The following is a 25,127-nucleotide window of genomic DNA, read 5'->3' as shown; positions in this document are numbered from 1 at the left end:
CACCCCACTTGCGGGCGACCTGCCCCCGAATCTCGCGCACCGGTTGGTACGTCCGATCCCTGCGGCCCCTCCAACGGTCAATCTGGCTGTACCGTCGCCGTGCCTGGTCAGTTGGGCAGACGTTGGATCGGTACGGTATCCAGCATGTCTTCGCCCAGCCCCGCGCCGCTGCTTCGGGAGTTCATCCACATCCCGGAGCGCACGAGCCAGAGCGACTTCGTGCTCAAACTCGCCGACAGCGTTGCCGACGCCGATGCCACCCTGCGCGACTATGTCGTCACGGAACGGCTGCTCGCTAACTTCGACGAGGCGCTCGGGCTGATTCGCTCCGCTGTCGAAGGGCACGCCTCCAAGGCCGCTTACCTGCACGGCTCCTTCGGTTCCGGTAAGTCGCACTTCATGGCGGTGCTGCACGCGCTGCTGCGTGGCGAATCGGCCGCCCGAGGCCGCGACGAGCTGGCCCCGCTGGTGGCGAAGCACAGCGTCTGGCTGGACGGACGCAAGTTCCTGCTCATCCCGTACCACCTGCTCGATGCGCGTTCGTTGGAGCAGCGGGTGCTTGGCGGCTACGTCGACCGGGTCCGTGCGCTGCACCCCGATGCGCCCATCCCGGCGGTCCACCGCACCGACGCGCTGCTGGAGCAGGCCGCCTCGCTGCGGGAAAAGATTGGCGACAAGCAGTTCATCGACGGCCTGCCCGGCGGGGATGCCGAAGACGAGTGGGGCGACAGCGAGACGTTCTGGACGCCGGAGCGGCTGAATGAGGCGTTCGGCGGCGCGTACTCCGACGAGCTGCGCCGCAAGCTGGTCAACGACCTGCTGACGAGCTGGAACGTCGGCTTCTTCAGCAACGCCCGGGAGGACGCCGAAGCGTTCGTCTCGCTCGACCGGGGCCTGACCGAGATCAGCCGGCACGCCAAGGAACTCGGCTACCACGGGTTGATCCTCTTCCTCGACGAGTTGATCCTCTGGTTGGCCAACTCGATCGGCGACCAGCAGTTCGTCTCCCGCGAGATCCAGAAGATCACCAACTTTGTCGAGGGCGGCGACACCCGCCGGCCGATCCCGGTGGTCAGCTTCATCGCCCGGCAGCGTGATCTCCGAGAGCTGGTCGGCGAGGAGGTCACCGGCGCCAACGAGCTGAGCTACCAGGACACCCTCAATCTGGCCAGCGGCCGGTTCGACGTGATCAAGTTGGAGGACCGCAACCTTCCAGAGATCGCTCGCCGCCGGCTGCTCAAAGCGCGCGACGACCGACCCGGGGCGGGCGAGGCCATCTCCCGGGCCTTCGATGCCACCACCAAGGTACGGCGAGAGGTGTTCGACACCCTGCTCGGCACCGACTCGGGCAGTGGCGCCGACATCGACGCCTTCCGGTCGACGTACCCGTTCAGCCCGGCATTCCTCTCCACCCTGGTGCACGTCTCCAGCGCGTTGCAGCGCTCCCGGACGGCCCTGAAGCTGATGCGCCAGCTATTGGTCGATCGCCGCGACACCCTGCGCCTCGGTCAGCTGGTGCCCCTCGGAGACCTCTACGACGTCATCAGCACGGGCGGCGACCAGCCCTTCACCGAGAAGCTCAAGGCCGAGTTCGAGATGGCCCAGAAGCTCTACGACCTGAAACTCCGTCCCTACCTGCTGAGCCAGTACGACCTCACTGACGACGACCTGGAGGCGGCGCGACGCGGTGACACCCAGCCGACTGAGACGGTCGGACGGGTCCGAGCCTTCACCGGCGACGACCGGCTGATCAAGACGCTGCTGCTGGCCGCGCTGGCGCCCAGCGTCCCGGCGCTGCGCAATCTCACCGCCCGACGGCTGTCGGCGCTCAACCACGGCAGCATCACCAGCCCAATCCCGGGAGGTGAGGTCGCCCAGGTCAACCGGAAGCTGACCGACTGGGCCGGTCGCTTCGCCGAGATCCGCATCGGTGAGGGCGACGACCCGATCGTGTCGCTGGAGTTGGTCGGCGTCGATGTTGACAGCGTGCTCGCCACCGCCAAGCACTACGACAACGAGGGTGCCCGCAAGCACCTCGTGCAGCGGCTGCTCTGGAAACAGCTCGGCGTGCCGTGGAGCGACTCATTCTTTGCCGAGGCCGCACTGAGCTGGCGGGGGAGTCGCCGCACGATCGAGCTGGTGTACGGCAACGTCCGAGACCCGCACGACATCAGGGACGAGGCGTTCCCTCCGAACGACCCGACCGGCTGGCGTTTGATCGTCGACTATCCGTTCGACGACGGCAGTCACGGTCCGGCCGATGACCGGCAGCGGGTCCAGGAGCTGAGCGGCCGGATGAGCCCTCGTACGGTCTGCTGGATCCCGGCGGCCCTGACCATTGAGCGCCGCAACGAACTCGGCAAGCTCGCCATCATCGACAAGTTGCTGGAGGGGCAGCGCTTCGACAGCCACGCCGAGCACCTCAACCCCGACGACCGTCGGCGGGCACACGCGGCGCTGACCAACCAGCGCAGCGCGCTGCTGAACAAGATGCAGGCGGTGCTGCGCCAGGCGTACGGACTGGCGGGCAAGCAGCCCTCGGATGTGCAGCTCGGCTTCGATGACCACCTGCAGTCGCTCACCCGTGCGTTGGAGCCGAAGCTGCCCATGGGCGCCACATTCGCTGACGCGCTGCGCAGTCTCGGCGATCAGATGCTCAGCCAGCAGTTCCCCGCCCATCCTGACTTCGACCCCGACCGCAAGGGCGAGCCTGTGCGTCTGCCCGACGTGAAGGTGGTGCTCGACCACGTCCGGCGAGCGGTCGAGTCGCCGGAGGGACGCGTCGAGGTTGAGCGAGCGCACCGCCAGACCATGCGCCGGATCGCCAATCCGCTCGGGCTCGGCACGATGCACGAGGCGGCCTTCGTCGTCGAGGGCCAGTGGGCGCAGCACTTCCACCACCGGGCGGCCGCCGAGGGCATCAGCGGGGAGCTACGCGTCGCCGACATCCTGGGCTGGATCGACGAACCCAGCCCACGCGGTCTCGACCCGATCGTCGCGCAGCTCGTTGTGGCCACCTTCGCCGAGCAGACCGACCGCGCCTTCCACCTGCACGGAAGCGCGGTCACACCCGCTCCTGAGCCAGGCAAGATCACGACCGACCACGCTCTGCGCGAGGAACGGCTGCCCAGCGAGGAGGATTGGGCAGAGGCTCGGGCCCGAGCCGGGGCGATTTTCGGTGTGCACAACCTGAACTTGCGGCGGGGCCGGCTGGTGGCGATGTTTGGTCGCGACCTCAGCAACGAGGGTGCGCGGTATCGAGAAGCGGCGCACGGCCTGACCACCCGGCTCGAGCAGCACGACAAATGGCTGGGTATTGACCAGGCATCGTCGTCGGGCCGGCTCTCCACCGCTCGCGCGGCGGCTGACCTTTTGGAGCGGCTGGCGACCGGGCGTACGGCCGTGGAGACCATCGAGCGGTTGGCTCGGGCGGAGCTTGTCGGCCCGGCCGACAGGGTCGGAAAGAGCATCAAGAGCGCGGCCCAGGTGTCCGCCGAGCTGGCCCACGCGGCGTGGGAGAACTTCGAGATCATTGCCGGCCTCGGCGAGCCATACGCCGGGGAGGCGACTGCGATCCTCGCCGAGCTGCGCCGCGTCGGCCAGGCCGACGAGTTGACCGCGCCGTTGAGCCCAGCTCTCCGGCGCGCACAGTCTGACGCGGTGGCGCTCATCCGGCGTGCCACCAAGAGGCCCCCGCCTCCGCCGCCGCTGCCTCCATTGCCGCCGCCTCCGCCGCCCCCGCCCATCGGGGGTAAGGCGGTCGTACCGGCCGGGCTCTCCGAGGATGCGGTGAACGAACTTCGCCAGTACGTAGCCGCCCACCCGGCCGCCACCATCGAGGTCACCTGGAGAATCGTTTCGTGACTCAGGCACCTGCACCGGCTCAGGCACTGCGGATCAGCCCCGTGGCGCTGCGGCAGAAGGTGGCGCAGCAGCTCGAACGGCACCGTAGCGGCGACGCGTACCCGGTGATGGTGATCCGGGCGGAGCCGACATGGCCGCACGACCCGACGGTGCTGTTGCCGGACGGACGCCCGGTCCGAGTAGTGCCATGCGTCTCCCCGCTGGCCGTGTGGGAGCACCTCGTCAGCGACCGCGACGAGGAGGTTCTCGTCCTGCTGACCGATATTCCAGAGTCGGTGCTGCACTACGGCGTGCGTAGCCGGGTCTTCCGTCAGCGCGTCATCACCGTGGAACCCTGGGACCTGGTCGTCGACGCGTTCGGCGCGCAGCTACCGGACACCGCGCTCGAACGCGAAACATGGGCCGGCGAGGCGTTGCTCGACGCCATGCCGCCGGGCGGCTGGCCAGGGCTGGCCACGTCGGTGCTGACCCGCGACATGGCTCTGCGGCATCTCGCGGCGGTGCGGCTCGGTCTCGACCGGCAGGGCATCGGCCCGGACGACCTGGACGTGACGGCGCTGTTGCGGTGGAGTGCCGAGCCAGGTGCCGTCGAGGCGTATGGACTGCTACGGGAGGCCGAGCGGAACGGGCTCGCGCGCTGGCTGCTGGAGCAGTTCGGCCGGCCGGCGAAGGCACTCTTTGCGCTGGTCGATGCCGGGCATGGCAACGAGGCGTTGCCGCTGGGTTTGGTCTGTGATGCGCTCTGGAGCGCCGAGAGCGCCGACTCGGTGCGCGCCCAGGGGCGTATCGACCAGTACTTCGGCAACCTTGACGACGATGCCACAGTGCGCAGCTTCGCGGCGGCGGCCGTGCAAGTGGTCGGCGCCCTGTTGAACGCGCCGCGCGCGGCGGTTCGCCGGGACGGACATGCCATCCTCGACCGAGCGGAGCAGCTGCTCATCCAGTTTTCTGCGACCAGCAGCGCGGGCCACAGTCCAATCCTACGGACCGGCTTCGCCAACCGTCTCGGTGCCGCGGCGGGAGCCCTGCTCGCCGGTCTGCGGAACCCCGCGAACCCGGAACTCGACCTGGCGGTCGAACACCTCGCCGGACATCGGCTCGCTGAGGCCGAGGCAGAACCGGTACGTCGAGCCCGGATGGCCCAGCGGCTGGTGCGGTGGCTCGGCACGACGGCGGTGCCTCCGCAGAGCGTCGCGGACGGCGTGGACCGGCACATCGCCGAGTGGGGATGGGTGGATCAGGCGCTCAACCACGTCTGGGCTGGCGAGGAGACCCATCCGCAGCTGCAGCGGGCGTATCGGGAGATTCATGAGCTGGCGCAGCAGCGGCGGCGCGAACTCGACGGCGCGTTCGCCGGCCGGCTCGCAGCGTGGGCCACTGCTGGGCCGGGAGGCGACGGCGACCTGCTCACCGTCGAGAATCTCCTGCCGCGCGTGGTCGATCCGCTGATCCGGGCCGGCCGCCCCGTGCTACTCGCCGTGCTCGACGGAATGAGCGCTGCGGTGGCGGTGCAGCTCGCTGACGAGTTGGCTCCGCACTGGGTGGAGTACGACCCGCTCGCAGGGTCGGGAGCGGCCCGGCGTCGGGGAATTGTTGCCGCGCTGCCCACACTCACGGCGGTATCCCGCACGTCGCTCTTCGCCGGAGCACTGCGCGCCGGCAATCAGGACCTTGAGCGGAGGCTCTTCGCCGAGGGGCGATGGGGCCGGGACTCCCGAATCTTCCACAAGGGCCCGGCGCGCGGCGGTGCGGGCGAGGTCATCGCCGCCGAGTTGACCGATGCCGTGGCGAGTTCTGCCCCCGTGGTGGCTGTCGTGATCAACACGGTTGATGACGCGTTGGCCCACGGCCGGGAGGGCGATGAAGCCGGGTGGCAACTCAACGACCTCGGTTTCCTGCGCAGCCTGCTCGACCAGGCTCGTCGCACCGGCCGGGCCGTCATCGTCACCAGTGACCACGGGCACATCCTTGAGCGCGGAGGTCAGCACCTCAAGACACCAGACGCGGCATCCGCCAGGCATCGGATCGGGGCCGGCCCGGCCGGCCCCGGTGAGGTGGAACTGACAGGTCCGAGGGTCATTTCGGATGACAATCGGATCATCGCGCTCTGGGATCCGCTGCTGCGCCACCGACCGAGCCGGGCGGGATACCACGGCGGTGCCTCGCTGGCCGAGGTGACCATCCCGTTGTTGGCCTACCTGCTGCCCAACGTAACCGACCCGCCGGCGGGCTGGGCGCCCGTCGAGGAGCGCACACCGGAGTGGTGGCAGACGGGCGCTGCCGCGTCGGAGCCGAGCGCTCCGGCACGGCCGACCAACATGCCGAAGCCGCGCCGGAAGGCACCCGCCATCGCTGGGGACGCGCTCTTCGAGGTACCGGAAGTGGCGGCCGAGCCGCAGGCAGCATCGCCGGCCAGCGACGGTGACCTGGTGGCGGCGCTACTAGCCACCGAGCTGTTCGAGGCGCAGCACAGCCTGACGCCGCGCCGGGTGGAACTGAAGAAGATCCAGGCGGCGCTACGAGCCTTGATCGACGCCAAGGGGGTGCTGCCCGTTGCGGTGCTGGCGCAGCGGGCCGGCGAGGCACCGGTGCGGGCGGTCGGCTTCGCCACCACACTGCAACGGATCTTCAACGTGGACAACTATCCGGTGTTGTCGCTCACCGACAACGCTCGGACCGTCCGGCTGGACCTCCGGTTGCTCCAGGAGCAGTTCCGCCTGCGGGGAGGGGCAGAGTGACGACGGTCAGCCCGGCGCGGCGCCGCGAGGTGATCGACGCCCTGCGACGCGGCGCCGTGCCATCGGCCGGGCTGGACCTCTTCGCCGTGGGGTTGGACGGCTTCGGCGGGGCCATCAATGATGACCTGGACAGCGTCGCCGCCGGCAGATCCGTCTTCAAGGCGGTCCGCGGTGAGTACGGCTCCGGCAAGACGTTCTTCGCCCGGTGGATCGCCGAGCGGGCCAAACAGGCGAACCTCGCCGTCGCCGAGGTGCAGATATCCGAGAACGAAACCCCCCTGCACAAGCTGGAAACCGTCTACCGCCGGCTCAGCGAGCGACTCACCACTTCGACGTTCCCGCCCAGCGCACTTCGTCCGATCGTGGACGGCTGGTTCTATGCGCTGGAGGAGGATGTCTTGGCGGCAGGGCAGATCGCTGCGGATGACGCCGACGCTCTCGACGGCGCTGTCGAAACTCTGCTCGACCAACGGTTGGCCCTGGTGAGCCGGAGCGCTCCCGCTTTCGCTGCCGCGTTGCGCGGCTATCGAGCTGCTGCCGCGCGGGGCGATGCGGCGACCGCAGACGCCGTGCTCGCCTGGCTCGGCGGGCAGCCACACGTCGCGGCCGCCGCCCGTCGGGCAGCCGGTGTACGGGGCGATCTCGACCACTTCGCGGCACTCAGCTTTCTGCAAGGGTTGCTGGCCGTGCTGCGCGACAGTGGGCATCCGGGTCTGCTGCTTGTGCTCGACGAGGTGGAGACGCTGCAACGGGTCCGGTCGGATGCCCGCGACAAGGCGCTCAACGCCCTCCGGCAACTCATCGACGAGGTGCACTCCGGACGGTTTCCCGGTCTTTACCTGGTGATTACCGGCACGCCGGCTTTTTACGATGGCCCGCAGGGCGTCCAGCGGCTCGCGCCACTGGCACAGCGCCTCGCCGTGGATTTCAGCACCGACCCACGATTCGACAACCCCCGCGCGGTGCAGATCCGGCTGCCGGGCTTCACCGTCGACTCCCTCGTGGAACTCGGCGGTCGGGTGCGTGACCTCTACGCCGATGGATCCGCCGTGCCAGAGCGGGTGTCCGGGCAGGTTGACGACGGATACCTCGGCGAGCTGGCACGGGCAATAGCTGGCGGTCTCGGCGGCAAGGTCGGGGTGGCGCCGCGGCTGTTTCTCAAGAAGCTCGTGGGAGAGGTGCTCGATCGGGTGGACCAGTTCCCCGAGTTCGACCCTCGGCAACACTACGCGCTCACCCTGTCCACCGCCGAGATGACGGACGTAGAGCGAAACGCTACGAGCGCCGACGAGATCTCGCTCGACCTCTAAGAAAGAATCGGTTCATGAGCAACGACCTCGCCGCACTCCTCGGCACGCAGGAGACGGCCGTACTCGAGTTCAAGCGCGAGGCGAAGGATCGCAACGCGATCAGGAAGGCAATCTGCGCACTCGCGAACGACCTGCCCCGGCTCGGAGGCGGCGACCTGCTCATCGGTGTGGACAAACACGGCCAGCCGGTCACGGGGTTGGACACCTCTGATGAGGCTCTGCTGACCTTCACCAGCATCCGTGACGAGGGTCGGATCCTCGATCGCCCGTCGATGGTCGTCACCCGGGAGCCGTACCAGGGCGAGCAGGTTATCCGGATACGAGTCAACGCCTCCCACACACCACCGGTCAGGTTCGACAACGTCGTCTACGTTCGGCCCGGCCCCTCCACCCGTACCGCGAGCAGCACCGACGAGCGTGTGCTTTCCGAACGCCGCCGTGCCTACGACACCCCGTTCGATGTCCGGCCCATTGTCGGCGGAACTCTGGATGAACTCGATCTGGACCTCTTCCGATCCGAGTATTTGCGCCAGGCCGTTGATATTTCTGTGCTGGAGGAGAACCATCGACCGACGGCTCAGCAACTCGCCTCGCTCCGCCTGGCCGACGCGGACGGTTCTCCAACTGTGCTCGGCCTTATACTTATCGGCCTCGACCCGACAAGCCGGATTCCCGGCGCCTACCTCCAGTTCGTCCGCTACGAAGGTATCGACGTGGGCGGCGCCATTCAGGACGAGCACGAACTCCGGATCAACGTCATCGATGTCGCTGAGCGACTTGAGAGCGTGCTGAAGGGACACCTTCGGACCCGACTGGTCGAGGTGAGCGGATTCCGCGAGGAGTCCCGCCCAAACTATCCGATCGAGGCGCTGCGGGAGGTGTGCATGAACGCGCTGATGCACCGCAACTACGAGTCCTCGAACGCGCCGGTGCGCGTCGCCTGGTTCGACGACCGGGTGGAGGTGACCAACCCGGGCGGTCCGTTCGGTCAGGTCAGGGCCGACAACTTCGACCGGGTCAATGACTACCGGAACCCGTCGCTAGCCGCTGCGATGAAGTCGTTGGGCTACGTTAACCAGTTTGGCCGGGGAATCGGCCGGATCCGAGCTTCCCTCGCGCGTAACGGCAACCCGCCACCGGAGTTTGTGGTTGACGACTCTTCCTGGACCGTCATGGTTAGGAGCGCCTCGTGATCTCCGTCGCGCTGTTCAACAACAAAGGCGGCGTCGGCAAGACGACCCTGACCTACCACCTCGCGCACATGCTTCAGCGGCTGGGGCATCGCGTGCTGGCGGTGGACCTGGACCCACAGTCGAACCTGACAGCGGCGTTCCTCGACGAGGACGAGCTCAGCGAGATCTGGCAGGAAGGACTTGAGTCGAACTGGCCGCTTGCGGAGGGCCAACAGAAGCTTCTCCTGCGGGCATACCGCGACTCGGGCACGGTGGCGTCGGCGGTCCAGCCGATCATGCAGGGTTTGGGTGACGTCCGCTTCAACGATCCGATCACCATCACCGACGGCCTGTGGCTGGTACCCGGTGATCTCAACCTGAGCGCCTTCGAGGACAAGCTCTCGGCGGCATGGCCAAATAGTCTGATTGGCGATCCTGCGGCTCTTCGAACGACTACAGCATTTCACCGATTGATCACTGATGCTGCGCGCAGGGTTCGTGCCGAGATCGTGCTGGTTGACGTCGGCCCAAACCTTGGTGCGATCAACCGAGCGGCGCTACTTGCCGCCGACACGGTCCTGATGCCTCTGGCTGCTGACCTCTTCTCGCTGCGGGGTCTACGCAACCTGGGCCCTGCGTTGCGTGATTGGCGGCGGGTATGGCAGACGAACGTTCTCCCCCATGTCCCACCAGATATTTCAGCGCCTCTTGGCACCATGACACCCCTGGGCTATGTGGTCATGCAGCCGAAGATGAGGCTCGACCGGCCGGTCAAGGCATATCAGCGTTGGCTCGACCGGGTGCCGGTTGTCTTCGCGACTTCGGTCCTGAACCAGCCGAGTGAGGGGAGCGACGGCTCGTACGAGGTGGCGACCTTGCGCAACTATCAGAGTTTGATGCCACTCGCCCATGATGCGCGCAAGCCGATGTTCGACCTTCGGTCGGCCGACGGCGCTCTCGGCAGCACCCAGACCCTGGTGCAGCGGTGCTTCCAGGATTTCAAGTCGTTGAGCGAAAAGGTCCTGAAGCGGCTCGACGATGTGCCCATGCACTCGTCATGACCGGCGCGGAGCTGCTGCACCCGGTCATCCTGCATCACGTCGTGAACTCACTGCAGTGGCCAACGTTGCGGCCGTTGCAGGAGGCTGCGGTGCAGCCGCTACTTGCCGGCGAGGACGCACTGCTGCTCGCGCCGACGGCTGGTGGCAAGACCGAGGCGGCAGTGTTCCCCCTGCTGTCCCGGATGGCGGGGGAGAGCTGGTCAGGTACCTCCGTTCTCTACGTCTGTCCGCTGAAGGCACTGCTCAACAATCTCCTGCCTCGGCTGGAGAGCTATACGGCGTGGCTGGGGCGTCGGGCAGCGCTCTGGCACGGCGACGTGACGATGGGGCGGCGTCGGGTGATCCTCCGAGAAAAGCCCGACATCCTGCTGACCACCCCGGAGTCCCTGGAGTCGATGCTGGTCAGCACCGCCGTCGACCACGACTCATTCTTCGGCCAACTACGAGCGATCGTGGTCGACGAGGTGCATGCCTTCGCTGGCGATGATCGCGGCTGGCACCTGTTGGCCGTGTTGGAGCGGCTCAGCCGCGTGGCGGGGCGACCAGTACAGCGAATCGGACTCTCAGCGACGGTCGGTAACCCTGACGAACTGTTGAAGTGGTTGCAGGGCTCGGGCCGTGACCAGCGGTCTGCGCAGGTGGTGGCACCCGATCGTCTTTCGGCGGAAGTTCCGGCGAAACCGGTGCCACGTCCAGCCAGTGAGGTCGAGCTGGACTACGTCGGGTCCGTGCACAACGCGGCCAAGGTCATCGCGGCCCTTCATCACGGGCAAAAGCGCTTGGTCTTCTGCGACTCCCGAGCGCTGGTCGAGGATCTCGGGCAACGGCTCCGCGCGCTCAACGTGACGACCTTCCTCTCTCATGCGTCACTCTCGGTTGACGAGCGGCGGCGGGCCGAGGAAGCCTTCGCGCAGGAGCGGGACTGCGTCATCGTCGCCACCAGCACCCTTGAGCTCGGAATCGATGTGGGTGACCTTGACCGGGTCATCCAGATCAACGCCCCACGTAGCGTCGCTGCGTTCCTGCAACGGATCGGCCGGACGGGTCGGCGTCCCGGCAGCAGCCGCAACTGCCTCTTCCTCGCCTTGGACGGGGAGGGACTGCTGCACGCCGCCGGGCTGTTGCACCTCTGGGCGCAGGGCTGGGTCGAAGCCGTCGTCCCACCGCCCGAGCCGCGCCACATTGTGGCCCAGCAGATATTGGCGCTATCGCTGCAACAGCGCCGAGTCGGTGACAACCTCTGGTCGCAGGAGTGGAACGGGCTGGCGCCCTTCGACAAGAGCGCCGACGTGATCATGCGGCACCTCGTCGAGCGGGGCTACCTCGACGTCGACTCCGGGATGCTCTTCATCGGGCCAGAAGCTGAACTGCGCTTCGGGCGTCGGCACTTCATGGACATGCTGGCGGTGTTCACCGCACCACCGCAGTTCACAGTGCTGGCGGGTCGCACCGAGATCGGCCGGACCGATCCCGCACTGTTGACAGCCAAGGTGCTCGGCCCCCGGCTGCTGCTGCTCGCCGGCCGAAGCTGGCGCGTCACCTATATCGACTGGAAGCGCCAACGTTGCTTCGTCGAGCCAGCCGAGGGCGGTGGAAGGGCCCTCTGGATAACTGGCGGATCGCCGCAGGGACTGTCGTACCGGATGGTCCGGGCAATGCGTGATGTGCTGCTCGGTGCTGACCCGCCGGTCGCCCTCACCGGCCGGGCAAAGAGCAGACTAGCTGTTCTCCGGGACGACGCGGCCCCTGTCGTCCATCCCGCGGGTCCGGTGCTGATCAGGGACGGCGATGGTGAGGTGCGCTGGTGGACCTGGGCGGGCTTCCGGGCCAATGCCACTCTGATCGCTACGCTTAGCGAACTTGCCGATCCGACTCAACGGTACGACGACGCCTCCATTCGGCTGCGACCAGATTTGGACCGCACCCTGGTGCATCGGGCCATGTCAGACGCGGCCGACCGAATCTGCCTGCCCGACGTGTCGGACAAGGCGCTTGCCGGTCTCAAGTTCAGTGCCGCTTTGCCGGAGCGGCTCGCCGTCGCCACCCTGGCCTCCCGACTGGCGGACATTCCGGCGACCCGGGCGATTCTCGCCGAGCCAATGCAGATGACCTACCTTTCTCCAACCTGACCGACCGATGCTCGGTGCCAGGCGGTGACCGAGCGACAGACGTTGGGCCCATTCGCGGTCGCGGCGTCCCGACGGCTGGTCGCCGTCCTCATCGAGCCGGCCATCCTGGTGCAGACCGTCAACCGCAGCGCCCCGATGTGGCACGGCGGCTGACGCGTGTTCAGGGCGGATGCCCATTCGATGGAGATCGCGCTGGCGGATCATCGCGGTAGCGCCGCCCGTTGTCGGGAGCCGAACCACACCTACCCATGCGAGCCTCTACTTTCACGAACTTCGATGTCCCGGTCTCGGTTCAACGCGGAGCCGCCATGCGCCGTGGACGGTGATGAGGAGGCTTCATGCTCGGACGCAGATGGGCGACCCTGGTGACGGCGGTGGCGCTGGCACTGGGCGGGTTGGTCGGGTTCAGCGCCACTCCGGCTGCGGCGGATCCGCCGGGCGGCACGCTGCGCAACGTCTACTCCGACGGTCAGTTCTGCAACAGCTACGGCAGTGAGGGTGTTCGAACCGGCCTCTGGAGTCGGTACTACTGCGAGTACCGCCAGTACGGCCCCAACGCCCCCGGCTTCTACTTCCTCTGGACCTTCACCTCCTAGCGCGCACCTCCTCGGACGGGCGCTCCCGAACCCGATTGGCCGCCGCCGTGTCGACCGGACCGGCGGCGGTCATCCGCCATGGGACAGGTGGCTGCGCAGCTGATCCGTCGGTCCGGGCGCGCACGGCCGATTTCCTGACAGCGTCCGCAGTGCCAACGGCGTACCGTCCGGGTCGAGCATGGGGAGGAGTCGGATGAGTTTCCTGCAGCAGGCAGCGCAGTCGCCGGACACCGAGCGGATGTTCGATGCCGACACGAAGGCGATGGGCTACCTGCCCAACTACACCAGGTTGTTCGCCCAGAGCCCGGCGGTGTACGTGGCATGGCAGCAGCTCAACGGTGCGGTGAAGGCCGGGATGGAGCTGCGCCGCTATGAGTTGGCAACCCTCGCCGCGGCCCGGGCCCTGAAATCCTCCTACTGCGGCCTGGCACATGGAAAGGTCCTACGCGACAAGTTCTTCGACGCGCCAACCGTCGCCGCCATCGCGTCAGACCACGGCAGCGCCGGTCTCTCCCCGCAGGAGATCGCAGTCGTCGACTTCGCCGGAAAGGTCGCGGCCGATGCGAACTCCGTCACCGAGGCCGACGTCGCCGGCCTGCGCGGCCACGGTCTCGATGACACGGATATCTTCCACGTGATCCTCGCCGTTGGCGCCAGATGCTTTTTCAGCACCGTCCTCAGTGCTGCCGGGGCCGAGCCCGATCCGCAGTACGACGAGAGCCTGGACGTGGATCTGCGACAGGCGCTGAGCTTCGGCGGTTAGACGTTCGGGGGAACTCGGGGCGAGGGTGCCGACTCTGGTGAGGGGTTGGCGTGGCGGTGGAGGAGTTCGGCGATCCATCGTGCGGCTTCTCGTTGCGCGGTGAGCATGTGATCGCGGGCGTCGGCCAGGTCGTGGTCGTCCCCGTGATCATCCAGGATCGTCGCCCACTGGCGGCTGAGCTCCTCGGCGTACCGGGCCTTTCGGATCTGCTCGTCGAACTGGTATTCCAGCTTGACCAGACGGTCGACGTGCGGCTGGAGCGCGGGCAGGATCCGCTCGTCGAGTCGTACGGAGGCGTCGGGGCGGCAGGTGAGCGTGATGTCACCCCGTTGGTAGTGCCACAGGGGATCCTCGGCGAGCGCCCGCTGCAACGCCACCTCCAGGTCACCGGCCCGGTGTGGGGGCAGGTCCCGGGCGGCGTCGGCAGCCAGGCGGGTCAGCCGCTGGATCGCGTTCGGTTGGAAGTACTGCACGTACCAGCTCAGCACCTCTGACCGCAGGCTCGCCGGTGACGACCAGGCGAACGTGGCGCGGATGTAGAACGAGTACACGTACCCGCGTGCGGGGACCGCGATGAGCCGGGGTACGTCGCGTTGTTCGACGAGTGGACCGGACGGCGACGGCGCGGCGGCGGAGCCGACGGGCGCCTCGTCCTGGAGCGCGGCGACCAGCCGATCCCAGCTACGCGCCCACCACCGCCAGCCGCGCACACCGGCGTCGCGGGCGATGGTCAACCCGCGTACGCCCCGGTGTCGCCACTGGTCCGGGGGCCTCGGCCTCCCGTCGGGGGCGTCCGTCATGACACCCCTCCACGGTCACGGATCCGCGTTTCACGCTAACAACCGGTGACCGATATGCCCGCCGCCACGCCGTCACCGAGCAGACGGCATATCGACACCAACCAGACTGATGATCATTCGGGGTTAACCGAGCATTGTGGAGCAGTTGGGATGCCAGGGGTGTTGTCGTCGACCGGCAGCGGTGAGACTGGGTTCGGTCCGACAATCAAGCGGATCGATGGAATGGATGGTCTGGAGGCAGCCTGTGTCCACCCTCGTGTCCCCGCTGGCCACGCTCGGCGCGATCCGCCGGCGTACCACCACCCTCGCCCTGCTCCTCGCCATGGTCGCCGCCGCGCTGGTCGGCCCGTCCGTGGTCTCCCCCCGGTTGACCGACCCGGCCTTCGCATCGGTCTACAGCTCCTGCACCATGAGCCGCTGCGCGGACGCCCGCACCGCCCGTTCGGGCTGGTCCGCCAAGGGGTTCCCGACCAGCCGGGGTTGGTACTCCTGGAGCGGCGGGAAGTCCAACTTCGCCGGCGGCCAGTTCTACAACTACGAGGGTCAACTGCCCACCAACGCCACCTACTACGAGTACGACGTCTATCCGCGCACCCAGGGCGCCGCCCGGGACGCGTACCGGATCGTGGTGAACCGCAGCACCGGGGTCACCTGGTTCTCGCCCAACCACTACACCGACTTCTACCGGCTCTGATCCGAGCCGGGGGTCGGCTGGCCTCGGTCGGCCGGCCCCGCTACGGCGTCGTCCCGGTCGAATGTCGCCCGGTCAGATGTCGTACCGGTCAGATCAGGAGGAACATGATGGTCGACGAGCACGCGGGTCGGGTGCCCGATTGGCTGATCGTCTGCCACGATGGCGACCTCGACGTGTCCGGCGCTGTGGTGTTGGCCGGAGCGACGACGCGGACCCGGGCCGGGTTCTTCGCCGCGCTCGCCTCCGTGCTGGCCCTGCCGGCGTACCTGGGGGAGACCTGGGACGCCCTCTCCGACGTGCTCCGGGACCGGCTCGACGCCGGTCCGCTCACAGTGCTGATCACCGACGCCGGCCAACTGCTCGTCGACGAGCCGTCCGATCAGCACGGTCTGCTGCTCGCCGTGCTCGGCGACCTCGCCACCAGCGCCCCGCACCCGCTGCGTGTCGTCCTCAACGAGACCGCGCCGTCCTGACCGGTGGGTCGAGCCCCGCCGTCGGCGGCGGTGGGGACCGCATCTCACAGTGGGTGACGGCCGCCGGGGGGAGTTTCTTCGATGAGCGGTATACCTCAGAGGTATGAATATGACTCTGAGGTATACCGCACTCACGAGTGACACGCCTCCCGCGCCGAGTCGCGCCTTCTCCCGGACGCGAGGTTGGTGGTCCGGCGGTGCGGGTCGGTGTCACCCGCACCGCCGGTCATCCGGTCAGTGCGTCGCGGGCGGGATGCTCTGCTCGTACTGGAAGACGTTGTGCGGGTCGTACTTCGCCTTGATCTTGCGCAGCCGGGGGAAGTTGTGCCCCCAGTAGGCCTTCTCCCACTCGGCCATGCCGATGTTCGGCACGTTGACGTAGGCGCCGTCCACGTAGGGTCGCAGCGCCTGGCTGAACTCGGCGATCCAGGTCTGGGCGATCGGGGTGACGGCGTCGTCGCTGTCGGGTTCGCCGCGGGTGCCCCAGCCGACGCCGGGCTCCGAGTAGAAGAGCGCGTCGCGGTGCGGGAACGCCGAGCCGCCAAAAGGCTCCTGTCGTTGCGCCCCGCGGCCGAAGGCCTGGGTGAAGAAGTTGCTGTCGGGCGAGGGCGACTTCTCCATGAACTCACGGACGATGCTGACCGCCTTCTCCGGGAACGGTTCGCGGGTGAACTGGGAGAAGAACTTCCACTTCGCCGGCTCGTCCTCGTTCGGGATCTGGAAGCCGGCGTAGACGTCGCCCCAGCCGCCGGTCTGCACGGTGACCGTGGGGTTGCCGATCGACAGGATCGGCGCCAGCAGCTTCCTGGCCTCTGCCTCGGACCCCTCGGCGAGCACCGCGAACAGCAGGATCTCATCCGGGTGGACCTCGACCTGGCTGCCGAGGCGGGGGTCGGTGAAGGGTGCGACCCGCTGCCAGGCGTCGAAGACCTCGTGCAGGTCGCCGAGACCGGGCCAGGTCACCTGCAGGTAGGCGACGCTGGTGAGCGGCGCGACCTTGTAGGTCAGGGAGGTGACGATCCCGAAGTTGCCGTTGCCCGCTCCGCGCAGCGCCCAGAGCAGGTCCGAGTGGTTCCACGGGTCCACTTCGAGCACCTTCGCGCCGTCGGCGCCCGCCGCCACGACGATCTCCGCACCGATCAGGTTGTCGCAGGCCATCCCGAGATAGCGGGTGAGGAAGCCGAAGCCGCCGCCGAGGGTGGCGCCGGAGAGGCCCACGGTCCCCTCCGTGCCCGTCGTCGCCGCCAGGTCGTGCTCGCCGAGGGCGGTCACGGCCTCCGACTGGGTGAGCCCTGCGCCGACCTTCGCCGTGCGGGTGGCGGTGTCGATGTGGACGTCCTTCAGCTCGCTGACGTCGATCACGATGCCGTTGTCGACGTTCGACCAGCCTTCCAGGTTGTGCCGGCCACTGCGTACCCGCAGCGCGACGTTGTGCTGCCGCGCCCAGGTGAGCGCGTTGACCACGTCCTGGGTCTCCTGAGCGAAGACGATGACCAGCGGGTAGTGCACGAACAGCTCGTCCCAGCCGAGGCTCGCCTCCGCGTAGTTGGGGCTCTGCGGGCGGACGATCCGGCCGGTCAGCTGTGCCGGCGGGAACTTCGTGTCGGAGGGCCACCCGGGACCGTCGGCCGCGACGGCCGAGCTGCCGGCGATCACGCTCGGGATAGCGACCGCTCCGGCGCCGACGGCCGTCGCCCTGAGCAGATCACGACGGGAAAGGTCGCGCATGGTCCGAATCCTCTCGATTGGTGACACGCCAGAAAAACGAATCGAGAGGGGCATTTCCTCTCATTTGGCGCAAACCAACCGTAATGCCCGAGGCTTCCTGGCAGATCTGAGAACTTGTCACGGAACCCGGTCGGGTGATCCGGAGACGGATCAGTTCGGGGCGGGCTGGTCCAGGATGGCGCTGAACCGCTCCTCGGCAAGGTCCAGCTGGCCGAAGATGTGCCGCTTCACCGCAGGCGACAACGGGGTGTCCGGCCGGCCGATCAGATCCCGGAACAGCGGCACCAGCGGCCGGTACTTCCGGGCCGACGAGATCACCTTCGGCCCGACCGTGTGGATCACGCCCACCCCGTTGTCGGTGAAGTCCGACACCTTGATCACCCGGGCCCAGGGCTCCCGGTCCAGACTGACCGCCAGATGCTCCCGGTACTGCGCGTTGCGGTCACGCTCGGGGTCGTACACCGGATTGGTGACCGCGGCGACCAGGGTGGCCACCCGTGGCCCGAACCGCGCGGCGAGCGCGGCCAGCGCGGCCCCGGTCGGGTCGGTGCCTGGGTCGCCGTCGGCCAGCTCGACCGGATGGTCCTCCACCGCGTCGTGCAGCAGACCGGCGACGATCACGTCCACGTCCCGCACCTGGTAGTGGTGCATCAGCCTGATCGCCACCCGCAGCAGGTGGTTCAGGTACGGCTCGCGGACGCGTCGATCGTCGCGGTGCAGTTCGGCGGCGAGGTCGAGCGCGGCGGTCAACCGCGCCCGGGCGGCGTCGTCGAACTGCTGGACCTCCAACCGGAAACGTTCCAGCAGGCCCGGTTCCCCGTGGATCTCGGTGATCGCGTGCATCGGCATGCTGCCCAGGTGCGGCGGGAAGTCCATGCGTCACTTATAGCCGATCTTCACCACATCGATGAGCCCGTACGTCGTCGACCCGACCGCGATTCGCGGGCGTGCCGAGCCGTCAGATCGGCAGCCGGTCGGCGCCGGCGAGCGGGCCCACCAGGAGAGGGACCAGCGGCGCCGGTAGCACGGGGTCGCGGCGCAGGGTGGGCGTCCAACCCGCATCCGCGGCCAGGTCGGGGTCATGGGTCGCGTTGTACGCCGCCAGCAGGTCGACCGGTCGGGCCGCGCCGCCGCCCCGGCGGACCCAGGAGCCTCGCTCGGTCACCGCGGTGCCGCCCCAGTCGTAGAGCAGGTCCGCCGGGTCGACCGCCGCGTCCAGTGTGAAGAAGTTGTTCTGCGCGTAGATCGCCGACTGGACACCGACGCCGAGCGCGTACTGGAAGTCGTCCCCACCGAGTCGGTAGTGGTTGTTGTAGATGTCGACCTGACCGAAACGCACCCGGGGCAGCCGTTGCAGGACGCCGTCGAAGAGGTTGTGGTGCAGGGTGACCCTCAGCCGGCCCACGTCCGGGCCGACGGTGTTGGACGAGCCGATCAACAGCAGCTTGTCCCGACCGGTGAAGCGGTTCCACGAGGCGGTGACCAGGCTCGCGGTGTGCGTCACGTCCAGCGACCCGTCGTGCACCTGGTACGGCCGACCGAAGTACACCGGCTGGGCGCTGTCCGGGTTGTCGCCGTCGGTGAAGGTGTTGTGGTCGACCCAGACGTTCTCGCTGCGGCGTACCGAAATCTGGTCGTACTGGCTGTTCCAGTTGCCTGCCTCGCCGTCAGTCGGCGACCAGGCGGGGAAGCAGTCCCGGGCGTCGACGAGGGTCAGATTGCGGACGATGACGTTCGACGCCCGGTCGATCATGAGGGTGAGGCCGGTCAGTCGAGCGCCGTGCAGCCCGATGATCGTGGTGTTCGGCCCGACGTTGATCTGGGTCTGCCGGGTCTGGTTGGTCACCGAGCGCACCCGAGCCTCCTCCAGCGGCCCGCTCGGTGGCACCCGTCCCCACACCGCCGGGTCGTACGCGGCCAGGTAGGCGTCCAACCGGTAGGCCGGGTCGGCCAGGTCGGCACAGCTCAGCGGCGTGCCGCCGGGTCCTTCGAAGCCATCGATGGCACCGTCGACGTAGATGAGCTTCGGGGTGGCGTCGGCGGCGTTGCCAGCGTTGTCGCCGCCCAGCGCGGCAACCAGCTCCGCCCGGTTGTGGACCACCCGGGTCCGCTCGGGGGTGGCCGCCGAGCCCCCGGTGGTGCCGGGGCCGTCGGCTGCCCAACCGTCCCGCTCGGCCAGCGTCTGCCGGCCGAGGTGGTCGGCCAACCAGGAGAGCCGGTCGGCGGACGGGACGTCCGGACGGGCGGCGGCCGCGGCCGGGGCGGCGCCGAGAAGTAGGGCGACCACTGTGGCGCCGCCGAGGATTCTGCGCATCGACTCACTCCATTCGTTGGTGGTGGAGGTCCGTCCCAGGTAGGTCTGCCGCTATCCGGCCAGCTCGGCGCGGTAGGCGGCGGACGCCCACGGCACCCCCAGTTCGCTCGGCAGCGCCCCCCGCTCGGCCGACCGGCGCAACACATCGACGACTCCCCGCAGGTGGCGGACCCGCTCCCCGCCCTCGCCGAGGGTGATCACCAGCTCGCCGTCGAGCAGCCGGGGCTCCGGCGCGGGCCGCAACGCGTCCAGCAGCGCGGTGAACGGCGCGGTACGGGCCAGCGGTGCGATCAGTGGCACGCCCACCGGGTCGACCCGGTGGGCGAGCAGGTTCTCCAGCAGCCCCAACCGCCCCGGCACGCGGCGGGTAACCACGTCCCCGGGCAGACGCAGCCGGTCGGTCGGGTACTCCAGCACCGCCTGCCCCGTCGTACCGGTCACCACCACCTCGCCCGCCACGAACTCCTCGGCGGCCAGGGTCACCGCGACCAGCACCGGCGGCCCGGCGCGGAACCGGACCCGCAGCACGGCCGTGTCCTCCACCTCGATCGGCCGGACCCGGTAGCGTTCCACCTCGATCGCGACCGGCCACGGCGTCGCCCCGGCGAGCGCCTCGGCGATCGCCAGGCACTGCATCACCGCGTGCGCGAGCGGGTTGGCGAGCGCGCCGTCCAGCACCGGTCGGCCGTCCACACTCCGTCGACCGGCCCAGGGGGAGCGGGCGTAGTAGGCGTCCGGCCGTTGCCAGGCGGCGATGGTGGAGATGCCGGTGACAGTGCCCAGCCGGCCGGCGGCCAGCGCGTCGGTCAGCGCGGTGAGAGCCGCCGAGCCGAGCGCCTGGAAGCCGACCTGGGCCACCCGGCCGGCGGCGGTGAGGGCCCAGGTCAGCTCCTCGTGCTCGGCCAACGACAGCACCGGCGGCTTCTCCAGCAGCAGGTCCGCGCCGGTGGCCAGGGCGTCGCGGGCGATCGCCAGGTGGGTGTGCGGTGGCGTGCAGATCACCACCACCTCCGGCCGGGTGGCCGCGAGCATCGCCCGGTGGTCGGTGAACACCGCCACCCCGGGCGGCACCGGGGCGGCCGGGTCGTCCTCCACCGGTCGGACGTCGACCAGGGCGACCAACCGCAGCCGACCGGCGGCGTGCAGGGGCGCGATCACCCGCCGGTGCCAGCGACCGTGCCCGTTCGCCCCGATCACCGCCACCCGGGGCGGCGGGGTTGTCCCGCTCACCGCCGACCGGTCCGGGTCGACCCGGTCACCGTGCACCGGCCAGGGTTGCCTCGACGCCGTGCCGCTCCAACGCGGTGAGCCAGGCGATCACGTCGGCGCGGACCTCGTCGTCCTCGGCCACCTCCACCGGGATGACGTCGCGCAGCGCGAAGACCGCGTCGACCGCGCCCGCCGGGCTCTGCGCCCCGGCGTCCAGCGCGGCCCGGATCGGCCCGGCCAGCGGGTCCTGGAGCGGCAACGGCCGGCCGTCGTCGGCGTACCCCAGCGCGAAGCGCAACCAGGACGCCACCACCAGCGCGCCCCAGCGCGCGGACCGCCCGGTCGAGCGCAGGTCGGCGATGGTGTGCAGGACGCGCTGCGGCAGCTTCTGGGAGCCGTCGATCGCCACCTGGAGGGTGCGGTGGTGGATCGCCGGGTTACCGAACCGGGCGAGGGCCTGCTCGCCGTAGTCGACCACCCGCACCCCGTCCGGTGGGGTGAAGCTGGCCGCCACGTCCTCGGCGATCAGCCGGCGCAGCACCTCACGCAGGTGCGGGATCTCCAGCGCGTCGGCGATCGTCTCCCGACCGGCCAAGGCTCCGAGGTACGCGATGGCGGAGTGCACCCCGTTGAGGGCGCGCAGCTTCAACCGCTCCCACGGGCCGGCGTCGTCGGTGAGCACCGCCCCGGCGAACTCCCAGCCGGGCCGACCGCCGGGGAAATCGTCCTCGATCACCCACTGCGCGTACGGTTCGGCGGCCACCGCGGCCAGGTCGGTCACGCCGAGCGCCCGCCGGGCCGCCTCGATCGTCTCCGGGGTGCTGGCCGGCACGATCCGGTCCACCATGGTGCCGGGGCAGGTGACGTTGCCAGCCACCCACTCGACCAGCCCGGTGGGCACCGCACCGGCCCGGCTGACCGCCTGGTCGAGCATGCCGCGCAGTCGTCGACCGTTGGCCGGCAGGTTGTCGCAGCTCACCAGGGCCACCGGCCCGGCGTCCGCGGCGGCCCGGGCGGCCAGCCCGCGCAGCAGCAGGCCCGGCACCGTGGTCGGCGGTCCGCCGCCGGCCAGGTCCGCGGCGAGCGCCGAGTCCGGGGACAGTCGGCCGGTCACCGGGTCGAGTTGGTACGCCTTCTCGGTGACGGTCAGGGTCACCACGCGGACCGCCGGGTCGGCGAGCAGCGCCACCACGGCGTCCGGGTCGCTGGGCGCGTGCCGGACACCGCTCAGGGCGCCCACCACCCGGGTGGAGCTGCCGGCCGCGGAGAGGGCGCTGACGCTGAACAGGTTGTCCTGCGCGGCGATCGCCTCGACCACGGCGGTGCTGCGCGGGGCAACGGCCATGATGCCCCAGTCACCGCCGGCCGCGCCGACCGCCGCCTCGGTGAAGACCGCCTGGTGGGCCCGGTGGAACGCGCCCAACCCCAGGTGTACGACGCCGGTCGGCACGGTGCCCGGCCGGATCAGCGGGCGGGCCTCGGCGGGCAGCCGGCGCAGCATGCCCAGGCCGAGCCGGGAGCCGACGGTCACCGCCATGCCGGACCGTCCGGGAAGCGGAACTCGGCGATCGACGCGGGCTTCATGGTGGCGCTGTAACCGGGCCGTTCGGGCAGCAGGTAGCGGCCACCGCGGGTCCGCACCGGATCGACGAAATGTTCGTGCAGATGGTCGACGTACTCGATCATCCGACCGTCCAGACCGGTGCCCACCCGCAGGTAGTCGAAGATCGCCAGGTGCTGGACGTACTCGCAGAGGCCCACGCCGCCGGCGTGCGGGCACACCGGCACGCCGAACTTCGCCGCCAGCAGCAGCTCGGCCAGGACCTCGTTGACGCCACCGACCCGGCAGGCGTCGACCTGCATCACCCCGATCGCCTCGGCCTGGAGCAGCTGTTTGAAGATCACTCGGTTGGCGGCCACCTCCCCGGTGGCGACCCGACAGCGGCCGGCGGTCAACTCGGTCACCGCGCGGGCGATCCGGGCGTGCCCGAGGATGTCGTCGGCGTGGGTGGGCTCCTCGATCCAGTACGGGTTCACCTCGGCCAGCGCCGCCATCGCGGTGATCGCCTCGTCGACGTCCCAGACCTGGTTGGCATCCATCATCAACAGCGCGTCCGGGCCGATCTCCTCCCGGATGATCCGGGCCCGCCGCAGATCGTCGGCGAGCGGGCCGCCGACCTTCATCTTCATCGCCCGCCAGCCGTCGGCGTACGCCTGCCGGGTCAGCGCCCGCACCTTCTCGTCGGGGTAGCCGAGCCACCCGACCGAGGTGGTGTACGAAGCGAAACCACTCTGCTTGAGTTCCGCGAGCCGGCCATCCTTTCCGATTAATCCCTTGTCAAGGATGGCAGCCGCCTCGTCCGGGGTGAGCGCGTCGGTGATGTGCCGGAAGTCGACGCTGGCCACGAGATCCTCGGTGGGCAGGTCGGCGAGGAAGCGCCACATCGGCTTGCCGGCCAGAGTGGCCCGCAGGTCCCACACCGCGTTGACCAGCGCGCCGGTCGCCATGTGGATGACGCCCTTTTCCGGGCCCAGCCAGCGCAGCTGCACATCGGCGCTGAGCGAGCGCCAGAACGCCACCGGCTCGGCCGCGATCTCCTCGATGGTGCGCCCCTGGACGTGGTGGGCCAGGGCGCGCACCGCCGCGCAGGTGATCTCGTTGCCCCGGCCGTTGGTGAAGGTGAACCCGGCGCCGGTCGCGCCCGAGTCGGTGCCCAGCTCCACGTACGTCGCCGAGTAGTCGCCACGGTTGATCGCGTCGGAGCCGTCGCCCCGGGCGGCGGTGGGGAACCGCACGTCGTGCACCTCGACGGAGGTGATGGTGACGGTCATTGCTGGTGTCCTCCGAAGTTGAAGACCCGCTTGGGCAGCCGGTACGCCAGGTCGACGATGGTCTCGGCGGCCTCGTCCATCGGCAGCCGGTGCTCGGCGACGAGCCGGGCCAGGAAGCCGGCGTCCACCCGGCGGGCCACGTCGTGGCGTACCGGGATGGAACAGAACGCCCGGGTGTCGTCGACGAACCCGGTGGTGTTGTAGAAGCCGGCGCTCTCGGTCACCGTCTCCCGGAACCGGCGCAGCACCTCCGGGGAGTCCAGGAACCACCAGGGCGCGCCGAGCAGCAGCGCGGCGTACCCGCCCGCGAGGGGTGCCAACTCGCGGGTGAAGGTGTCCTCGTCGAGGGTGTAGAGCACCAGGCGCAGCCGGGGGTCGTTGCCGTAGCGCTCCAGCAGCGGCGCGAGCGCGTGCACGTACTCGGTGGCCTGCGGGATGTCACCGCCGACGTCGCGGCCGTGCCGGGCGTGCAGCCACCGGTTGTGGTTGCGCACCGCGCCGGGGTGCAGCTGCATGACCAGGCCGTCGTCGAGCGACATCCGGGCGAACTCCACGAGCATGTGCGCCCGGAACGTCTCCGCGTCGGCGGCGTCGGCCTCGCCGCGCCGGCCCCGGTCGTAGAGCCGCTCGGCCTCGGCCGGGGTCAGGTCCAGCGTGCGCGCCGTGGGGTGGCCGTGGTCGGAGGAGGTGGCGCCGGCGGCGATGAACGCGGCGCGTCGAGCCCGCAGCGCGGCCAGGTAGCCGGCGTACGTGCCGGTGTCCTCACCGGCCCGGTCGCCGAGACGGTCCACGTTGGTCGACCAACCCTCGAACTCCATGTCCACCACGTCGTCCGGGCGGAACGTGGTGACCACCCGGCCGCCCGGCCCGCCCCACCCGTCGGCGGCGAGCTTGGCGTGCTGCGCGAGGTCGTCCAGCGGCGACTCGGTGGTGGCGAGGACCTCGATGTTGAACCGCTCGAACAGCGCGCGGGGCCGGAAGTCCGGCTCGGCGAGCCGGGCCGCGATCTCGTCGTAGAGGGTGTCGGCGGTGGCCGGGCCGAGCGGGGTGTGCACCCCGAACACGGTGCGGAAGGTCTGCTCCAGCCAGAGTCGCGACGGGGTGCCCCGGAACAGGTGCCAGTGCGCGGCGAAGCGTCGCCAGATCACCCGGCCGTCGGTCTCCACCGGGCTGCCGTCGCGGGTGGGCACACCCAGGTCGGACGGGGGGACACCCTGGCTGAGCAGCATCCGGGTCAGGTAGTGGTCGGGCACGATGAGCAGCTGCGCCGGGTCCGGGAAGGGTCGGTCCTCGGCCAGCAGGGCGGGGTCGACGTGCCCGTGCGGCGAGATGATGGGCTGCTCCGCCGCCAGGGCGTACAGCTCCCGGGCCAGCGCGCGCTGGCCCGGCTCGGGCGGCAGGAGCAGGTCGGTGTGGTCGAACGTGGGCACGGAGTGGGACTCCT

Annotated in this window: 19 protein-coding genes; 11 read left to right on the top strand and 8 right to left on the bottom strand. The window is 69.4% G+C overall.

Translation table 11 applies throughout. From position 1 onward, the window contains the following. Window positions 1–144: 144 nt before the first annotated feature. The 9 genes from pglY to GUI43_RS21360 all read left to right on the top strand — a co-directional run bounded on the left by pglY (window position 145) and on the right by GUI43_RS21360 (window position 13,633). Window positions 145–3,864 (top strand): BREX-2 system ATPase PglY, encoded by a 3,720-nt coding sequence (gene pglY, locus GUI43_RS21395; RefSeq protein ID WP_112699616.1) that lies wholly within the window; start codon window positions 145–147, stop codon window positions 3,862–3,864. Then, window positions 3,861–6,602 (top strand): BREX-2 system phosphatase PglZ, encoded by a 2,742-nt coding sequence (gene pglZ / locus GUI43_RS21390; protein ID WP_146765939.1) that lies wholly within the window; start codon window positions 3,861–3,863, stop codon window positions 6,600–6,602. The genes pglY and pglZ overlap by 4 nt, the downstream gene beginning before the upstream one ends. Further along, window positions 6,599–7,912 (top strand): BREX system ATP-binding protein BrxD, encoded by a 1,314-nt coding sequence (brxD, locus tag GUI43_RS21385; RefSeq protein ID WP_112699614.1) that lies wholly within the window; start codon window positions 6,599–6,601, stop codon window positions 7,910–7,912. Before pglZ ends, brxD begins: the two co-directional genes overlap by 4 nt. A gap of 14 nt (window positions 7,913–7,926) precedes the next feature. Continuing rightward, the gene (locus GUI43_RS21380; RefSeq protein WP_112699613.1) at window positions 7,927–9,105 is read left to right on the top strand and encodes an ATP-binding protein; all 1,179 of its coding nucleotides are present in this window, start codon (window positions 7,927–7,929) and stop codon (window positions 9,103–9,105) included. Next, window positions 9,102–10,145: a ParA family protein gene (locus tag GUI43_RS21375; RefSeq protein WP_112699612.1), complete on the top strand. Its 1,044-nt coding sequence runs from the start codon at window positions 9,102–9,104 to the stop codon at window positions 10,143–10,145. The genes GUI43_RS21380 and GUI43_RS21375 overlap by 4 nt, the downstream gene beginning before the upstream one ends. Next, on the top strand, window positions 10,142–12,274 hold the full coding sequence (locus tag GUI43_RS21370; RefSeq protein WP_112699611.1) for a DEAD/DEAH box helicase: 2,133 nt from the start codon (window positions 10,142–10,144) through the stop codon (window positions 12,272–12,274). The genes GUI43_RS21375 and GUI43_RS21370 overlap by 4 nt, the downstream gene beginning before the upstream one ends. A gap of 24 nt (window positions 12,275–12,298) precedes the next feature. Next, window positions 12,299–12,427, top strand: coding sequence for a hypothetical protein (locus tag GUI43_RS34950; RefSeq protein ID WP_283016238.1), 129 nt, complete (start codon window positions 12,299–12,301; stop codon window positions 12,425–12,427). 185 nt (window positions 12,428–12,612) lie between these two features. After that, complete coding sequence (locus GUI43_RS21365) at window positions 12,613–12,870, top strand: hypothetical protein (protein ID WP_112699610.1); 258 nt, start codon at window positions 12,613–12,615, stop codon at window positions 12,868–12,870. A 193-nt stretch (window positions 12,871–13,063) separates the two neighbouring features. After that, window positions 13,064–13,633 (top strand): carboxymuconolactone decarboxylase family protein, encoded by a 570-nt coding sequence (locus tag GUI43_RS21360; RefSeq protein WP_249037808.1) that lies wholly within the window; start codon window positions 13,064–13,066, stop codon window positions 13,631–13,633. Here GUI43_RS21360 and GUI43_RS21355 read toward each other — a convergent pair. Further along, the gene (locus GUI43_RS21355) at window positions 13,630–14,433 is read right to left on the bottom strand and encodes a hypothetical protein (RefSeq protein ID WP_146765938.1); all 804 of its coding nucleotides are present in this window, start codon (window positions 14,431–14,433) and stop codon (window positions 13,630–13,632) included. The two genes, GUI43_RS21360 and GUI43_RS21355, sit on opposite strands and share 4 nt — an antisense overlap. A 244-nt stretch (window positions 14,434–14,677) precedes the next feature. Here GUI43_RS21355 and GUI43_RS21350 point away from each other — a divergent pair, with 244 nt between their 5' ends. Then, entirely contained in the window at window positions 14,678–15,127 is a 450-nt protein-coding gene (locus tag GUI43_RS21350; protein WP_225855320.1) for a ribonuclease domain-containing protein, read from the top strand. Between the two features lie 107 nt (window positions 15,128–15,234). Next, complete coding sequence (locus GUI43_RS21345; protein WP_181549396.1) at window positions 15,235–15,600, top strand: barstar family protein; 366 nt, start codon at window positions 15,235–15,237, stop codon at window positions 15,598–15,600. Window positions 15,601–15,834: 234 nt separating this feature from the next. Here GUI43_RS21345 and GUI43_RS21340 read toward each other — a convergent pair whose 3' ends face one another. The 7 genes from GUI43_RS21340 to uxaC all read right to left on the bottom strand — a co-directional run bounded on the left by GUI43_RS21340 (window position 15,835) and on the right by uxaC (window position 25,113). Then, window positions 15,835–17,328 (bottom strand): FAD-binding oxidoreductase, encoded by a 1,494-nt coding sequence (locus GUI43_RS21340; RefSeq protein ID WP_112699608.1) that lies wholly within the window; start codon window positions 17,326–17,328, stop codon window positions 15,835–15,837. Between the two features lie 150 nt (window positions 17,329–17,478). Continuing rightward, window positions 17,479–18,204: an HD domain-containing protein gene (locus GUI43_RS21335; RefSeq protein WP_091398550.1), complete on the bottom strand. Its 726-nt coding sequence runs from the start codon at window positions 18,202–18,204 to the stop codon at window positions 17,479–17,481. Window positions 18,205–18,286: 82 nt separating this feature from the next. Beyond that, a complete protein-coding gene (locus tag GUI43_RS21330) occupies window positions 18,287–19,642 on the bottom strand; it encodes a pectate lyase family protein (RefSeq protein ID WP_112699607.1) in 1,356 nt (451 codons plus the stop codon). A gap of 51 nt (window positions 19,643–19,693) precedes the next feature. Beyond that, on the bottom strand, window positions 19,694–20,872 hold the full coding sequence (locus GUI43_RS21325; RefSeq protein WP_112590310.1) for a Gfo/Idh/MocA family protein: 1,179 nt from the start codon (window positions 20,870–20,872) through the stop codon (window positions 19,694–19,696). Window positions 20,873–20,897: 25 nt separating this feature from the next. Continuing rightward, window positions 20,898–22,388, bottom strand: coding sequence for a mannitol dehydrogenase family protein (locus GUI43_RS21320; protein WP_112699606.1), 1,491 nt, complete (start codon window positions 22,386–22,388; stop codon window positions 20,898–20,900). Continuing rightward, window positions 22,379–23,683, bottom strand: coding sequence for an enolase C-terminal domain-like protein (locus GUI43_RS21315; protein ID WP_112699605.1), 1,305 nt, complete (start codon window positions 23,681–23,683; stop codon window positions 22,379–22,381). Before GUI43_RS21315 ends, GUI43_RS21320 begins: the two co-directional genes overlap by 10 nt. After that, window positions 23,680–25,113: a glucuronate isomerase gene (gene uxaC, locus GUI43_RS21310; RefSeq protein WP_112699604.1), complete on the bottom strand. Its 1,434-nt coding sequence runs from the start codon at window positions 25,111–25,113 to the stop codon at window positions 23,680–23,682. The genes GUI43_RS21315 and uxaC overlap by 4 nt, the downstream gene beginning before the upstream one ends. Between the last annotated feature and the right edge of the window lie 14 nt (window positions 25,114–25,127).

The organism is Micromonospora noduli, from assembly GCF_003264365.1.
GTDB classification, from domain to species: domain Bacteria; phylum Actinomycetota; class Actinomycetes; order Mycobacteriales; family Micromonosporaceae; genus Micromonospora; species Micromonospora noduli.
The sequence above is the reverse complement of the archived record's forward strand: the minus strand, read 5'-3'. Positions and strand labels throughout refer to the sequence as shown.

What these genes read in the sequence shown, in the direction of transcription:
- GUI43_RS21380 (WP_112699613.1), top strand. Translation starts at nt 7,927, where the DNA reads ATGAGCAACGACCTCGCCGCACTCCTCGGCACGCAGGAGACGGCCGTA.
- GUI43_RS21340 (WP_112699608.1), bottom strand. Translation starts at nt 17,328, where the DNA reads ATGCGCGACCTTTCCCGTCGTGATCTGCTCAGGGCGACGGCCGTCGGC.
- GUI43_RS21315 (WP_112699605.1), bottom strand. Translation starts at nt 23,683, where the DNA reads ATGACCGTCACCATCACCTCCGTCGAGGTGCACGACGTGCGGTTCCCC.
- GUI43_RS21345 (WP_181549396.1), top strand. Translation starts at nt 15,235, where the DNA reads ATGGTCGACGAGCACGCGGGTCGGGTGCCCGATTGGCTGATCGTCTGC.
- pglY (WP_112699616.1), top strand. Translation starts at nt 145, where the DNA reads ATGTCTTCGCCCAGCCCCGCGCCGCTGCTTCGGGAGTTCATCCACATC.
- GUI43_RS21335 (WP_091398550.1), bottom strand. Translation starts at nt 18,204, where the DNA reads ATGGACTTCCCGCCGCACCTGGGCAGCATGCCGATGCACGCGATCACC.
- GUI43_RS21355 (WP_146765938.1), bottom strand. Translation starts at nt 14,433, where the DNA reads ATGACGGACGCCCCCGACGGGAGGCCGAGGCCCCCGGACCAGTGGCGA.
- GUI43_RS21330 (WP_112699607.1), bottom strand. Translation starts at nt 19,642, where the DNA reads ATGCGCAGAATCCTCGGCGGCGCCACAGTGGTCGCCCTACTTCTCGGC.
- GUI43_RS21365 (WP_112699610.1), top strand. Translation starts at nt 12,613, where the DNA reads ATGCTCGGACGCAGATGGGCGACCCTGGTGACGGCGGTGGCGCTGGCA.
- GUI43_RS21370 (WP_112699611.1), top strand. Translation starts at nt 10,142, where the DNA reads ATGACCGGCGCGGAGCTGCTGCACCCGGTCATCCTGCATCACGTCGTG.
- GUI43_RS21360 (WP_249037808.1), top strand. Translation starts at nt 13,064, where the DNA reads ATGAGTTTCCTGCAGCAGGCAGCGCAGTCGCCGGACACCGAGCGGATG.
- GUI43_RS21320 (WP_112699606.1), bottom strand. Translation starts at nt 22,388, where the DNA reads ATGGCGGTGACCGTCGGCTCCCGGCTCGGCCTGGGCATGCTGCGCCGG.